This is a genomic window from Arthrobacter sp. Y3221157, assembly GCF_059089865.1.
In genome coordinates, this window is sequence record NZ_JBNHFD010000023.1 from 1 (window position 1) to 14,039 (window position 14,039).

Annotated in this window: 15 protein-coding genes and 1 tRNA gene; 8 read left to right on the forward strand and 8 right to left on the reverse strand. The window is 66.4% G+C overall.

What is annotated here, in order from left to right; translation table 11 throughout:
* Positions 1-83: 83 nt before the first annotated feature.
* On the reverse strand, positions 84-437 hold the full coding sequence (locus AC5RTT_RS08540) for a DUF2516 family protein (RefSeq protein ID WP_494144822.1): 354 nt from the start codon (positions 435-437) through the stop codon (positions 84-86).
* 9 nt (positions 438-446) lie between these two features.
* A complete protein-coding gene (locus AC5RTT_RS08545; RefSeq protein ID WP_494144823.1) occupies positions 447-1,637 on the reverse strand; it encodes a trans-sulfuration enzyme family protein in 1,191 nt (396 codons plus the stop codon).
* A 121-nt stretch (positions 1,638-1,758) separates the two neighbouring features.
* Between AC5RTT_RS08545 and tmk the strand changes: the two genes are divergently transcribed.
* The 4 genes from tmk to AC5RTT_RS08565 all read left to right on the forward strand — a co-directional run bounded on the left by tmk (position 1,759) and on the right by AC5RTT_RS08565 (position 5,355).
* Positions 1,759-2,457, forward strand: coding sequence for a dTMP kinase (gene tmk / locus AC5RTT_RS08550; protein ID WP_494144824.1), 699 nt, complete (start codon positions 1,759-1,761; stop codon positions 2,455-2,457).
* A complete protein-coding gene (locus tag AC5RTT_RS08555) occupies positions 2,454-3,596 on the forward strand; it encodes a DNA polymerase III subunit delta' (RefSeq protein WP_494053701.1) in 1,143 nt (380 codons plus the stop codon). Before tmk ends, AC5RTT_RS08555 begins: the two co-directional genes overlap by 4 nt.
* Positions 3,597-3,613: 17 nt before the next feature.
* Complete coding sequence (locus AC5RTT_RS08560; protein WP_494144825.1) at positions 3,614-5,179, forward strand: alpha/beta hydrolase; 1,566 nt, start codon at positions 3,614-3,616, stop codon at positions 5,177-5,179.
* Between the two features lie 103 nt (positions 5,180-5,282).
* Positions 5,283-5,355 (forward strand) — tRNA-Thr (locus AC5RTT_RS08565).
* A 154-nt stretch (positions 5,356-5,509) separates the two neighbouring features.
* Here AC5RTT_RS08565 and AC5RTT_RS08570 read toward each other — a convergent pair.
* Positions 5,510-6,028, reverse strand: a complete 519-nt coding sequence (locus tag AC5RTT_RS08570) for a GNAT family N-acetyltransferase (RefSeq protein ID WP_494144826.1) — start codon at positions 6,026-6,028, stop codon at positions 5,510-5,512.
* Between the two features lie 287 nt (positions 6,029-6,315).
* Here AC5RTT_RS08570 and AC5RTT_RS08575 point away from each other — a divergent pair, with 287 nt between their 5' ends.
* From AC5RTT_RS08575 to AC5RTT_RS08590, 4 genes are all read left to right on the forward strand, one after another.
* Positions 6,316-7,281, forward strand: a complete 966-nt coding sequence (locus tag AC5RTT_RS08575; RefSeq protein ID WP_494144827.1) for a hypothetical protein — start codon at positions 6,316-6,318, stop codon at positions 7,279-7,281.
* A 128-nt stretch (positions 7,282-7,409) separates the two neighbouring features.
* Positions 7,410-7,829 (forward strand): hypothetical protein, encoded by a 420-nt coding sequence (locus tag AC5RTT_RS08580; RefSeq protein WP_494144828.1) that lies wholly within the window; start codon positions 7,410-7,412, stop codon positions 7,827-7,829.
* A 595-nt stretch (positions 7,830-8,424) separates the two neighbouring features.
* Complete coding sequence (locus tag AC5RTT_RS08585) at positions 8,425-8,895, forward strand: alpha/beta hydrolase (RefSeq protein WP_494144829.1); 471 nt, start codon at positions 8,425-8,427, stop codon at positions 8,893-8,895.
* Between the two features lie 114 nt (positions 8,896-9,009).
* Positions 9,010-9,195 (forward strand): hypothetical protein, encoded by a 186-nt coding sequence (locus AC5RTT_RS08590; RefSeq protein WP_494144830.1) that lies wholly within the window; start codon positions 9,010-9,012, stop codon positions 9,193-9,195.
* Between the two features lie 91 nt (positions 9,196-9,286).
* Here the strand turns inward: AC5RTT_RS08590 and AC5RTT_RS08595 are convergent, their stop codons facing one another.
* From AC5RTT_RS08595 to AC5RTT_RS08615, 5 genes are all read right to left on the reverse strand, one after another.
* On the reverse strand, positions 9,287-10,132 hold the full coding sequence (locus tag AC5RTT_RS08595) for an aldo/keto reductase (RefSeq protein WP_494144831.1): 846 nt from the start codon (positions 10,130-10,132) through the stop codon (positions 9,287-9,289).
* 90 nt (positions 10,133-10,222) lie between these two features.
* The gene (locus tag AC5RTT_RS08600; RefSeq protein ID WP_494144832.1) at positions 10,223-10,672 is read right to left on the reverse strand and encodes a hypothetical protein; all 450 of its coding nucleotides are present in this window, start codon (positions 10,670-10,672) and stop codon (positions 10,223-10,225) included.
* Between the two features lie 7 nt (positions 10,673-10,679).
* Positions 10,680-11,309: a bacterial proteasome activator family protein gene (locus AC5RTT_RS08605; protein WP_494010740.1), complete on the reverse strand. Its 630-nt coding sequence runs from the start codon at positions 11,307-11,309 to the stop codon at positions 10,680-10,682.
* 79 nt (positions 11,310-11,388) lie between these two features.
* Positions 11,389-11,592 (reverse strand): YbdD/YjiX family protein, encoded by a 204-nt coding sequence (locus AC5RTT_RS08610; RefSeq protein WP_494144833.1) that lies wholly within the window; start codon positions 11,590-11,592, stop codon positions 11,389-11,391.
* Complete coding sequence (locus AC5RTT_RS08615; protein WP_494144834.1) at positions 11,592-13,892, reverse strand: carbon starvation CstA family protein; 2,301 nt, start codon at positions 13,890-13,892, stop codon at positions 11,592-11,594. Before AC5RTT_RS08615 ends, AC5RTT_RS08610 begins: the two co-directional genes overlap by 1 nt.
* Between the last annotated feature and the right edge of the window lie 147 nt (positions 13,893-14,039).

Consider the following 14,039-nt stretch of genomic DNA (forward strand, 5'->3'; position numbering starts at 1 on the left):
GCTTGCGAGCCTGGGGGGCCGGTCGTGGGCCCACGCCGGAAGGGGTCCCTGGGCGAGCTTGCGAGCCTGGGGGCCGGCGGGGATTACCAGGGGCCGTAGGGGCCCATGTTGCGGCTGCCGCCACGGCCTGCGTCCTTGACGGCCGGACGCACGTCTGCGAGGTAAACAGAGGCGGCCACCACGGCGGCAAGCCCAAAGAGGCCCAGGGTACCGAAGATGCCGCCGCCGCTGCCGAACAGTGAAATGACACCAACAAAGGCCGCACCGCCGGTCAGTGCCAGCCAAAAGGTCTTGGTTCGCTTGCCGGTTGCCTCGAAGGCGTTGGCACGGTGCCGCGCGCAGTCCACCACGGCCCAGAGCTCCAGGCCCAGCGCCACGAGGGCAAGGAGAAAGAACACTGCCTGTTCAACAGGCCGAATAATCAGTTCACCGTCCACAACCCAAGCCTAGCCTCCCAGCGTGTCCAGCGCCTGCTCCAGGTCAGCCCAAAGGTCTTCGACATTCTCGATGCCCACGCTCAGGCGGACCAGGTTCTCCGGAACACTCGTCGGCTCGGCAGCATGCCTGCGACGGCGTTCGATCAGGGATTCGACGCCGCCGAGGGACGTTGCCGGCAGCCACAGCTTTAGGGCCCGGACCAGTTTGTCCGCCGCCCCGGCGCCGTCCTGTCCGCCGGCAGGGGCCACCTGGATGCAGACGATGGATCCGAATCCCTTCATCTGGGCCTTCGCCCGCTCGTGTCCCGGGTCCGCGGGCAGCCCCGGGAACCGAACCGACTCGATCCCGGGATGGTTGCTGAGCCGCTCCGCCAGGATCATGGCGGACTGCTGTGACCGTTCCACCCTGAGCGCGAGCGTCCGCAGGCCGCGCAGCGCCAGCCATGCTTCGAAGGGGCCGGCAATGCCGCCATGGATGGTCCTGTTGTGCAGAAGGGCCGAGCGGATGTCCGGATTTGACGTCACCAGGGCGCCCAGGACGACGTCGGAATGGCCGGACAGGTACTTGGTCACCGAATGCAGGACGACGTCGGACCCCAGGGCCAGAGGCTGCTGCACCAACGGCGTGGAGAAAGTATTGTCCGTGACCACGATGGCGCCGGCGGCGTGCGCTGCCTCCGTGAGCGCCGCGACGTCGGCGATGCCGAGCATCGGATTGGTGGGGCTTTCCAGCCACAGCATCGCCGCGGCCCGGGCTCCCGGACCGCCCGGCGCCAGGGCAGCCTTGACCGCGGCCGTGTCGGCGATATCCACGGTGCGGAGCTCGACGAAACCCTTCTGGGCCAGCTCCGAGGCCATCACCAGGGTCCCCGAATAGCTGTGAGTGGGCATGACCAGCGCTCCCCCGGCCGGTACAAGCGACAGAGCGGAGCTGACGGCTGCGAGGCCCGAGGCGTACAGCAGCCCGGGCAGTTCGGCGCCTTCGAGCTGGGCGAGTGCCTCTTCGAAGGGATCCCATGTGGGGTTGGAGTAGCGACCGTAGCCGCGGTCGCCGGTATCGAGCGAACCCGTGCCGTAGTAGGTGGACGAAAGGACCAGGGGCGGGTTGACCGGCATGTCCCGTTCCCGCGGGGGACGCCCGGCCGCAACCACCACTGTCTCTGCTGACAAGGCGGCCGCGTGCTGTTCGGAAAGACTCATGGTCAAAAGCGTACTGGCCCGGCTCCGGTGTTCCCCGAAGGGCAAGGCAGGGCTGGCAGGACTGTCCACATGAACCCTTCTCCAATCGTTGATTGCCCCCCGCGGTCGGTAGGCTTGAGGGGTGAGCACACAAGGGTCCGGACTTTTCATCGCGTTTGAAGGCGGCGACGGTGCCGGCAAATCGACGCAGGCGGCCCGGCTCGCGGAAGCCCTGGAATCCCGGGGGCTCACAGTGCTCCGCACCCGGGAGCCGGGCGGAACCCCCATCGGTGAGAAGCTGCGTTCCCTGGTCCTGGACCATGGCCACGGGCACATCGATGCCCACACCGAAGCCCTGATTTTCGCCGCCTCGCGGGCCGCGCATGCCACCCAGGTGATCTGGCCGGCACTGGAGCGCGGCGAGATCGTCCTGACGGACCGCTACATCGATTCCTCCGTCGCCTATCAGGGCGGCGGGCGGAATCTCGGCACGGACGCGGTCCAGTCCCTGAACGAGTGGGCCACATCCGGCCTGCAACCGCACCTCACCATCCTGCTGGACGTGGACCCGGCAGTGGGGCGCCAGCGCCGCACCGCCGGTGACACCGCTGAAGACCGGCTGGAGTCCGAAGCGGACGAATTCCACGGCCGCATCCGCGAAGCCTTCCTCGGGCTGGCCCGCAGCCGCCCGGACGCCTATCTGGTGCTGCCCGCGCGGCTCCCGGTCGAGAACCTCGCGGCACAAATCCTGGAGCGGGTGGATGCCCTGCTGGCAGTCCGCCCAGTGACCCCTGCAGGTGCTGTTCCCTCCCTGGGCGCCCGCGGCGGCGGTAACCCATGACCGTGTGGGACGACCTCCAGGGCCAGCCCGCCGTCGTCGAACAACTGCGCCAGGCCTCCACCGGTGACAGCCTGACCCATGCCTGGCTGTTCACCGGTCCTCCGGGTTCCGGACGCTCGAATGCGGCCAAGGCGTTTGCCGCTGCGCTCAACTGCGACCAGGAGGACGTGAACCTGCGCGGCTGCGGCACGTGCCAGGCATGCCACACCATCCTGGGCGAAACGCATTCGGATGTAACCTTTGTCCGGACCGAAAAGGTCACCATCACCATTGACGAGGCGCGTGAACTGGTGGCCACCGCCGGAAACCGGCCGTCGTCCGGCCGGTGGCGGATCATCGTGGTGGAAGACGCGGACCGGATGGCGGAGCGGACCACCAACGTGCTCCTCAAGGCGATTGAGGAGCCCACGCCGCGGACAGTATGGATGCTGTGCGCGCCCTCCCCCGCGGACGTGCTGGTCACCATCCGTTCCCGCTGCCGGAGCGTGGCGCTGCGGTTGCCACCCGCCTCGGATGTTGCCGCCCTCCTGGTAAAGCGCGACGGCGTTGATCCTGCGCTTGCCGAACGGGCGGCCCGCGCCGCGCAAAGCCATGTGGGCATTGCCCGCCGCCTGGCCAGGGACGCCGCGGCCCGGGAACGCCGCCTCGAAACCGTGAGGTTCCCGCTCGGGCTGCGGGGCGTCACGGCGGCCGTAATGATGGCGGACAAGCTCGTGAAAATCGCCACTGCGGAGGCCACCAGTTCGAACGAGGAGCGCGATGCTGCTGAGAAGGCCGCACTGCTCGCCACGCTGGGCGCACCCGAGTCTGGCACCCTTCCGCCGGCCATGCGAAGCCAGCTGAAACAGCTCGAGGATGACCAGAAACGCCGGGCGAAGCGGTCCATCACCGATTCCCTGGACCGGACCCTCACCGATTTGCTGTCGTTCTACCGCGACGTGCTCATCATCCAGCTCGGGAATGCTGTGGAGCTGGTAAACGTTGAGCTGAGGAGTGAATTGGAGGAGTTCGCCAGCCGCTCCACGCCAGAAACCACCCTTGCGCGGATGGACGCAATCAACAAAGCCCGTGAACGCATCACCACAACCAACGTTGCCCCGCTGTTGACCATTGAATCCATGGCAGCCAGCCTGATCTAACCCTCCAAGGAGACCCGATGACTGCCCGCCCCCTGCCCGCACGCCCCCGGTCCCTCGCGACCGGGCTCCGTGCCGCCTGCGCCCTGGTTCTTGCCATGGTGCTGGCCTCGTGCAGCCTGCTCAACGGCGGAGACCGCAACCAGGAGACAGCAACCGCCAAGGCCGATCCTTCCATCGTGGCCTCCGCCCCTTCCGGACTGGAGCGCTTCTACTCGCAGGAAGTGGTGTGGGAGCCCTGCGAGAACGAGTTCCAGTGCGCCAAGATCACCGTTCCCATGAATTACGGGGATCCTGACGGCGAGACCATCCAAATAGCCGCCCTGAAGGCGGCCAGCACGGGCAACAAGGCTGGAAGCCTGCTGGTCAACCCCGGGGGACCCGGGGCGTCCGGCTACGACTTCGTCAAGGATGCAGCCACAACGCACTTCTCGCAGCCGGTCCGGGACGCATATGACCTGGTGGGCTTCGATCCCCGCGGAGTGAAGCGCTCGGCACCCGTCAACTGCCTGACTGATGCCGAGCGGGATGCCGCAAGGGCCAAGATCTACAACCTGGAAACGGATGCCGGCCTGGCATCTGCACGGGCCGACAACAAGGCGATCGCGGACCAGTGCGCCGAGAAGACCGGCGAGGTCCTGGCACATATCGACACGCAGAGCGCCGCGAAGGACCTGGACATCCTCCGCGCCGTGGTCAATGACACCAAGCTGAACTACCTGGGCTACTCCTACGGCACGTTCCTGGGTTCCACCTACGCATCCCTTTTCCCGGACAATGTGGGGCGGATGGTGCTGGACGGCGCCCTCGATCCCTCCATCAGCTATGAGGAGGTGACCAGCGGACAGGCCCGCGCCTTCGAGAAGGCCATCCGGGCCTACGTTGCCAGCTGCCAGCAGCAGGACAGCTGCCCGCTAAACGGAGACGTGGATTCCGGTGTGGAGCAGATCCGCGAACTTATCGCGGCAGTCAAGGAGACGCCGCGCACCGCCAAGGACGGCCGCGTGGTCAACGCAACGATGCTAGTGAGCGGCCTGATCACACCGCTCTACAACGACCAGAGCTGGCCGGCCCTGACCCAGGCACTCGAGGCGGCGATGGCAGGGGACGTGAGCCTGATGCTGCGCCTCGCGGACCTCGGCGCGGACCGTTCATCCAATGGCTCGTACACATCCAACTCGACGTTCGCCTTCAACGCGATCAACTGCCTCGACTACCCCATGGAGTCCGACCCGGCAGCCATGCGCGCCGAACAACAGCGCCTGATGCAGGAGTCACCCACGCTCGGATACTTCTTCGCCTACGGCGGGACCAGCTGCCAGGACTGGCCGCACGAGAACGTCCGGACTCCCGCCCCGGTTGAGTACACCGGTGAATCGCCCATCGTGGTGATCGGCACTACGGGCGACCCCGCCACCCCTGTTGAATGGGCGTCATCGCTGCGGAAGCAGCTGGGAAATGCCACGCTGCTGACCTGGGAGGGTGAGGGGCACACGGCCTATGGTCGGGCCAACAGCTGCCTGGAGGATCCCGTGGACAGGTACCTGGTGAGCGGTCAGGTGCCTGCCGACAACACCGTGTGCTGAGCACCTCAACTGCCGCCCCCGCGCCATTTTGACCCGGGCGCGGGGACTCTATTACAGTTGACTCTTGCATGAGGGACCCGGTTCCGCCGGAAACCTCATGCGCGCTTCCTTAGCTCAGTCGGTAGAGCGTTTCACTCGTAATGAAAAGGTCATCAGTTCGATTCTGATAGGAAGCTCGGGATAAACCCCGGACAGCCCCTAAATCTAGGGGTTTCCGGGGTTTTTCGCTGGTTAAGCGGCAAGCGCCAGCCAGCGCCGGCGGGCGTGTTAGCCTCCCCTCACTACAAGCCGAGCAGGTCAGCGGAAGACGGCCCCTGACTTCCAGGACGATCATTTTTCCTGCTCCCCCAGGGCCCTCCTCATCCCCACGCGAGGCCATGCAGCCAGGCCGTCCGCAGCTTCCGCCAAAACCAACCGTCGGATTCCCGCCGGCCACAGCCGCTGGGGCACGACGGCGAAGCCCAGCCGCTGGTAGTAGGGCCGGTTCCAGGGGACGTCCCGGAACGTTGTCAGGGTCAGCGCCCTGAACCCTTGCGGGGCCGCCCAAGAGGCAACTTCGTCGATCAGGGCCCTGCCGATGCCCAAGCGAGCATACTGGGGGTGCACCGTCACCTGGGCGATGTGGACATTGCCGTCAACCTGGTCGACCAGGATGTAGGCGACAGCCTTCTGCTCCCCAGCCGTGCTGACCCAGCAAGTCCCGGAAGATATATAGCGGCTGAGCTCCTGAACGCTGGGCGGAGGATCCTCCGCCACCGCGTGCATTCCGAGGATGCGGAAGGCCTCGCCCGCGGCGGTCTCGATATCCCGCAGGCGCCCAACGTCCTCCAGGCGCGCCTTTCTGATCACCATTCCAGTCAAGCACGCCGCAGCCGCCGGCGGGTCAGCTGTTCAGCCCGTTCCTGCAACAGTGGGCACGTATTGGCCCGCCCTGAATCAGGTACCGGATACTCGGGCGCCCGCCGGGTGCGCGCACCTAAAGTGTTGAACGGAGCCGGCGACGAAGGCTTACGTCTGAGACCACGTACGCCTCCCCCAGCCGTCGCCGGCTCCTCCACCCCATCTTCTCCCGGGTCTGTGGGCGGCTCCCCCATTTGTGTCCGGACTGCCGGTATCCCCCGCCTAAGATGGCGGACATGGATGAGCAGGCCCTGGCGGACATCGCGAACGAGCTCTACGCCGTGCCGCTCGAGGATTTCGTGGCGGCACGCACAGCCGCGGCAAAGGAGGCTGCCGGGACGGACAAGGAGCTCGCTGCGGCGGTCAAGGGACTGCCCAAGCCCTCCGTGGCTGCCTGGGCGGTCAACATGCTCGCCCTGCACGAGCCGGACGTACTGGCGGGACTGGCCGAACTCGGTTCCCGGATGCGGGACGCGCAGGCGTCGCTCGACGCACCGTCCCTCCGGGAACTGGGACGCGAACGCCGCACCATGCTGGCCTCCGCCGTCGACACTGCCCGGTCCGTCGTCCAGCAGCAGGGCCGCGCCATCAGCGACACCATAGCCGCCGACGTGGAGGAAACGCTCCGTGCCCTGACGGCGGACGAAGGCGCAGCGGAGGCCGTCCGCAGCGGGCGGCTCCTGAAGACCCTCTCGGCGGACGGGGTCAGCGCCGCGGAGTTGGAGGGAACGGTGGCGGTACCCGGCGCCCTGCCTGCACCTTCGGCTTCCGCAGCCCGCAAGCCGGCACTGGCGTCCGTACCGGCCAAGAAGGAACGTACGACGCCGGAGCGCACCTCCCGGCCAAAGGTCACCAAGCCAAGGCTTGAGGCGGTCCGCCAGACTCCCCGGCCCGCCTCGCCGCCCGCGCTTGAAAAGGCAAAGGCCGCCCTCGCCGAAGCGCAGGCGGAAGAAACGAGGACGAGCGGCCTGGCTGAGGAGCTGCAGGAGCAGGTGGAGGAGACCCGTTCCCAAATAGACGCCCTGGTTCAGGAGGCCGCCGAACTCCGCGACAGGTTGAAGGCTGCGGAGGAGCAACTGGACCGTGCCCGCAAGCAGCTTGCGGCCACTGCGGCGGAGGCGAAACAGGCCTTGCGGGAGGCGGACAAGGCAGGCCGGACCGTGATGCTCGCCCGGGAACGTGTCCTCCGGCTGAGCAGCTAGGAGGCGTCGCCGCGGGATTCCTTGTCCCGTCGGTCAGGTCCACTGGGGACCTTTGCCCCTGCCACTACATGCTGTGAGCTGGGAGTGTGGAAAGGTGCCCGCTTGGACACCGTACTTTTGGAGGGAGCATGAAATTTAGGGCACCACTGGTCGCCCTGCAGCTGCTTGTGGGATGTTTCGCCGTCGTGGGAGGCTGGCTCATGCTGGCCGGCACCATGGAACTGCAGCAGGACTGGTTGCAGCGCACCCCATTCACTGACTGGACAGTGCCGGGCATCGCACTGCTCCTTCTGCCGGGAGCAGGAGAGCTGCTCGCCGCCGCCGCAGTGCTGGTCCGGTGGCGCTACGCGCGCCCGCTGGCAGTTTTCTCCGGGCTCGGTTTGGTGGCGTGGATCCTCGTGCAGCTGCTCTGGATGCAGGTCTTCCACCCTGTGATGCACCCGCTCGTGGGGGCCATTGGAATCGTCATTGCGGTCCTGGCCTTCATGCTGCCCCGGGAAGCGGGAGCTGGCAGCCGCAGGTACTCGCCGGGACGCGTACATGCCTGAAGCAGGATCGTAGCCTGCTGGCTGGGGCCCGCCTTGGGGCAGGTGCACCCCGCTGACGGAATCGCGTACTGATTACTCGGGTGCCGGACGCGCCTGGACCGTAACGTAGTGGGTGGAGCCGGCGACGAGGGCGTCCGTCTGAGACCGCGGACGCCTCCCCCAGCCGCGGCCGGCTCCTCCACTGCTGGCAGGCGAAGCGCCGGACAGCTGGTCTGGTGATCGTTTCCGCGCCGGAGTCATCCTTATTGTCGGAAAGCAAGTCGCGGTCGACGGCGGGGCCTGGGACGGTTTGTGCGGAGCCCCCGCAGCAACTGCCGCACCGGCCGCCTGTTCGGGAGCAGACATGCATCGTCCGGGAACACAGCCAAACCTCGCCGTACTGCTGGCGAGACCCGGGGGCGAGCCCTCCTCCGCCCCTGTCCCGGGCCAGCATCCGCTGCGTCTGGAATCCCTGGGGGACGCACTGCTCTTCCTGCCACCAGGACTGGAGGCCGGCGTGCCGGCCCCACTTATTCTTTTGCTGCACGGCGCGGGAGGGAATGCGGCAGGAGGACTCGCCCTGCTTTCATCATTTGCGGAGACGCACAGGATGATCATGGCCGCGCCCTCCTCGCAGGGAACCACCTGGGACGGCATCCGCGGCGGCTTCGGGCCTGACGTGCACCTGATCAACCAGACATTGGAGCGGCTCTTCCACATGGCCTTCGTGGACCAAAGCCGCATAGCTGTCGGGGGCTTCTCGGACGGCGCCTCGTATGCGCTGGGTTTGGGCCTTGCAAACGGGAACCTGTTTTCCGCCATCATCGCCTTTTCCCCCGGTTTTATCCCTCCCGCACCCCGGGTCGGCCGGCCCCGTATTTTCATTTCCCATGGAGAGACTGACAGCGTCCTGCCTATCAACCGCACCAGCCGCAGTGTGGTGCCCCTTCTTAAGCGTGAGGGCTACGACGTGACCTACAGGGAATTCCCCGGCCCGCATACGGTGCCAGCCCCCATCGCTGAGGAAGCAATTACCTGGCTGGGCTGGCAACCGGGAACCAGGAGCGCCTCAGGCGGAGTGGCCTGAGGAGGCATACCTGAGGAGACTACCTAGGCCCTTCGAACACTTAGGCCCTACGTCTCTAAGCAACACGCGGGGCTGGTTCCGGAGATTGTCAGACCCCGGTTGCAGACTGGATTCATGGAAAACCACACCGTTCAGGAATTTCACGTCACGTACTTCGACGCTGACTGCGGCCGGTCGCGAGCCGAAATCTTCGACACCCTGGCCGAGGCCCAGCGCTTCGCCAACAAGTACTGCAGCAGTGAAGACGGCTGGGCCGTGATTGACGAGGTCACCGTCCAGCAGGTCCGCCTCGCCGCCTGATTCCGCCTCCGCCTTAAAGCAGGAACCCGCGCTGCCCTGCAAAACCAGGGCAGCGCGGGTCCGGTACCGCCATTAAGCGGTCAGGTCCGGCTTAGGCGAAGTCGGAGACTGCCGGGTCCGGCCCGATTCGGCCTTCGCCCGAGGCGGCGCGGTCCAGGGCGTTGATGGCCTCGACATCCTCCGCGTCCAGGGACACCTCGAGCGCGGCGAAGTTCTCGCGGATCCGGGATTCCGTGACGGACTTGGGAATCACCACGTTGCCGATGGCGAGGTGCCAGGCGATGACGACCTGCGCGGGGGTTGCCTGGTGCTTGGCAGCGATGGCCGCCACGGTTGCATCCTCAAGCAGCTCGCCGCCCTGGCCCAGTGGAGACCAGGCCTGGGTCAGGATGCCCTTGGACGCGCCAAACTCCCGCAGCTCACGCTGGCTGAAGTAGGGGTGGAGCTCGATCTGGTGGATGGCAGGGACCACACCGGTCTCGTCAATCAGCCGCTGCAGGCCTTCCACCGTGAAGTTGGAAACGCCGATGGACTTTACGCGGCCGCGCTTCTGGAGCTCGATCAGCGCCTTCCAGGTTTCCACGTACTTATCCTGCTTGGGCTGCATCCAGTGGATCAGGTACAGGTCCAGCGTCTCCAGGCCCAGCCGGTCCATCGACTCTTCGAAGGCTGCCAGCGTGGACTCGTACCCCTGGTCCGAGTTCCACAATTTCGTGGTGATGAAGAGCTGTTCGGGGGACAGTCCGGAGCTGGCGATAGCGCGCCCCACGCCTGCCTCGTTGCCGTAGACCTTTGCCGTGTCAATGTGGCGGAAGCCCGCCTCAAATGCCTGGCGGACTACCTTCTCCGCCACGCCGTCCTCAACCTGCCACACGCCGTAGCCAAGCTGGGGGATCGTGTTTCCGTCATTAAAAGTCAAGGTAGGTGAAAGAGTCATTCATTCATCCTGCCAAACGCGCCCGGCCTCCAGCCCGTTTTGGGCCTGACTAAGCCACGCGCTTAACCAGGAATAATCCGGCCCCTGCAGTTAGGAGGCTGCCTCGTGGAGGTGCCGCTCGGCGTCGGCCACCTGCTGGAAGACGGCCTCGGCACGGCGCCGCACGGAGGCGGCCCCAACGGGCACAGGCCCGACGGCGAGCCGCAGCATAGCGGCCGCCTCGGCAGTGGTGGCAAGCGAGTTCCCAGCCTTGGACAAGGCGCGGTGCACGCCGGACAGGGCCACTGGGATGTCCAGGCCCTCGCTGGGTGAGAGCCGCTGCGCTTCCACGCAGACGGCCCGCACCCGTTCCAGGAGGGCCGCCAGCTCGTTGGCGATCTCCACCAGCTCCCCGTACAGCTGGTCGTTCTCCACGCCTTCCAGCACCTGGTGGAAGCGGTCCAGTCCCCGATGGAAGCGGTCGTGCGCGCGGCGCCACAACCCCTTCCCCAGTTCCGCATCGTCCTTGCGCCCCTGCCTGGCAGCGCTGAGAAAGCCCAAGCGCAACCTACAGGTACTGTCCGGGACCGTGGTCCGGGTCTTCGCGCTTGCCCTGCTGGGCGGGGACTCCGGGCCGCTGCCCGGCTGAGGCCCGCTGCGGCTCACCGTTTTCGCCGATCACCACGCCCGGCGCGATCATGGTCCCCGGCGGAAGCTGGCGCAGCTGCACCTGCGCCGCCGCATGCTCGCGGGCAGCATGCTGCGCCGCGATGGCGGTCTGGATGCCGTGGAACAGACCTTCAAGCCAGCCCACCAGCTGGGCCTGCGCAATCCGGAGCTCGGCGTCGGAGGGCGTGGCCTCGTCCGAAAAGGGAAGGCTGATCCGGTCCAGTTCCTCCACGAGTTCGGGGGCCAGGCCGTCTTCGAGTTCCTTGATGGAGCGCTCGTGTATCTCGGCGAGCCTGCCGCGGGCGGCGTCGTCGAGCGGGGCGGACTTCACCTCTTCGAGCAACTGCCGGATCATGGTGCCGATCCGCATCACCTTAGCCGGCTCGTCAACCAGGTCCTGCAGGTTGCTGCCCTTCTTGGCGCCGTTCGGTTGGACCGGTTGTGCCGGTACCGGCGCCTGGCTGTCATCAACGGGCGTGCCTTCTACGGGGAGGTCCTCAGCTGCCTGAGTGTCGTTCGGATCGCTCATGCGTTCATACTCTCATGAGCGATCCGCCCGGGGTCCAGTCGATGAACCCACCTGACACGCTTGTACGCTGCAGGCTCAATCAGCAGCACCTGCCCTGCGGGTTTGCGTCCTGCCGGTCGGTCCTGTCGCGCCAGAACTCCCGCTCGGTAAGGCGCGGTTCCTGGTGCCCGGCGGCCCGGTGGTGTTCCAGGTATTTCGTGTACGCGTCGGCACCCAGGAGGCCGCCCAGGTAACGGGCGAACCCCCTGAAACCGCTGGACAGCGCAACCAGTCCCGCGCTCATCAGTGATGCCCTGCCCGTTCGAACCGGAGTTCAGCCGGTACCTGTTCCCACTCGGCCAGCAGCTGCCGTTCCGCAGGAGTGGGGATAAGCCCGGCCGGAGCGAACACCCGCGACGGCCGGGCAGGGTCCTCGGTATCCGTAACGGGTGTGCCGGCCGCGTGGTGCCGGAAAGCCCTGATGGTGGCCAGCACGGCGGTGGCGATCACGATGATGCTCAGCACCACGAAGATCACCGACAGCCAGCCCTGGATGGCAGTATTGCGGACTACAGCCTCCATGGCCGCAACGGTCTTGGCGGACCCGAACTCGGTCTTGCCTTCGGCAAGGGCTTTGCTGAATGCGGCGTTGTTGGCGAAGTAGCCCACCGCCGGCGTCGGCGAGAAGATCTTCTGGTAGCTCGCGGTGATGGTGACCACCGCAGCGAAGGCCAGCGGCAGGGCCACGATCCACAGGTACTTGAAGGTCCCGCGCTTGGCGGCGATGGCCAGGCACACGGACAGGGCAATGGCTGCCAGCAGCTGGTTGGCGATGCCGAACAGCGGGAACAGTGTGTTGATGCCACCCAGCGGGTCTGTCACGCCCATCAGCAGTACCGCGCCCCAGGCGCCCACCATTATGGCGGTGCAAAGCCAGGCACCGGGCCGCCAGGAGTGCTGCTTGAACTTGGGCACGAAGTTGCCGATGGAGTCCTGCAGCATGAAGCGGGCCACGCGAGTGCCGGCGTCCACGGCCGTGAGGATGAACAGGGCTTCAAACATGATGGCGAAGTGGTACCAGAACGCCATCATGGCCGTCCCGCCGATGAACTGCTGCATGATGTGGGCCAGGCCCAAGGCCAGCGTGGGCGCACCGCCGGTGCGCGAGACGATGCTTTCCTCACCCACGTTGGCGGCCGTCTGGGACAGCAGCTCCGGGCTGATGTTCACACCGGTCAGGCCAAGGCTGTTGACCCATGTGGCAGCTGTTTCCACCGTCCCGCCGGTCAGCGCCGCCGGGGAGTTCATGGCGAAGTACAGGCCGCGGTCAATGGAGATCGCGGCGACCAGGGCCATGATGGCCACGAAGGACTCCATCAGCATGCCGCCGTAGCCGATGAAGCGGGTCTGGCGTTCCTTCTCCACCAGTTTGGGGGTGGTGCCGGAGGAGATCAGGGCGTGGAAGCCTGACAACGCCCCGCAGGCGATGGTGACGAACAGGAACGGAAACAGCGCCCCCGGGAACACGGGACCGTTGTCCCGGCTGGCAAACTCGCTGAACGCCGGCACGGAGATCTCCGGCCGGACCGCGATGATGGCCACCGCCAGCATCACAATCACGCCGATCTTCATGAAGGTCGACAGGTAGTCACGCGGTGCCAGGAGCAGCCAAACCGGCAGGATCGCGGCGATGAAACCGTAGATGATGATGCCCCAGGCGATGGTCACCCTGTCCAGGGTGAAGATCTCGGCGCCCCAGGAGGTTTCGGCCACGATGCCGCCGCCGATGATGGCCGCCATCAGCAGCACGAACCCGATGATGGAGACCTCCATGATCTTCCCGGGCCGCAGGTAGCGGAGGTACACGCCCATGAACAAGGCGATGGGGATGGTCATGCCCACGGAGAAGACACCCCACGGGCTTTCACCCAGGGCGTTGACGACGACGAGCGCCAGGATGGCAACGATGATCACCATGATCAGGAGCGTGGCGATAAGGGCCGCAGTACCGCCGACCACGCCAAGCTCCTCCCGGGCCATCTGGCCCAGCGAACGGCCGCCCCGGCGCATGGAGAAGAACATGACCAGGTAGTCCTGGACCGCGCCGGCCAGCACGACGCCGATAATGATCCAGATGGTGCCCGGCAGGTAGCCCATTTGGGCCGCCAGCACGGGACCTACCAGCGGGCCTGCACCGGCGATTGCTGCGAAGTGGTGGCCGAACAGGACGTTGCGGTCCGTCCGGACATAGTCCTTGCCGTCCGCCTTGTACTCGGCGGGGGTGGCCCTGCGGTCATCCGGCCTGGTGATGTAGCGTTCGATCACCTTCGAATAGAAGCGGTAGGCAATCAGGTACGTGCAGACCGATGCGAAGACGAACCAGATGGCGTTGACCGTTTCCCCACGGATGATCGCGAGCATGAACCACGCCACACCGCCCAGCAGGGCAATCGCGGCCCACAGCGCAATCTTCCGCGGCGTCCACTTCCGTTCTTCCGCCTCGCGGACGTTCTCGTCCACAGCAGCGGCGGGAAGGGCGGTGTCCGTGGAGACCGTGCCCTCCCTCCGCGCCGAACCATTCCGGTTGTCAGGCGTTTCGGCCATGTCTCCTCCTTGAGATGGGTGCGAGCCTCCACTTACTAAGGCACCTTATCAATGCCGCTCGGTGATGGGGATGGGTCTCGTCCACCCGGGCATGACGGTGCGCTGAACGGCAGCCCCCGGGCGCCGAACGTTGGCCGCCGCCGTTCC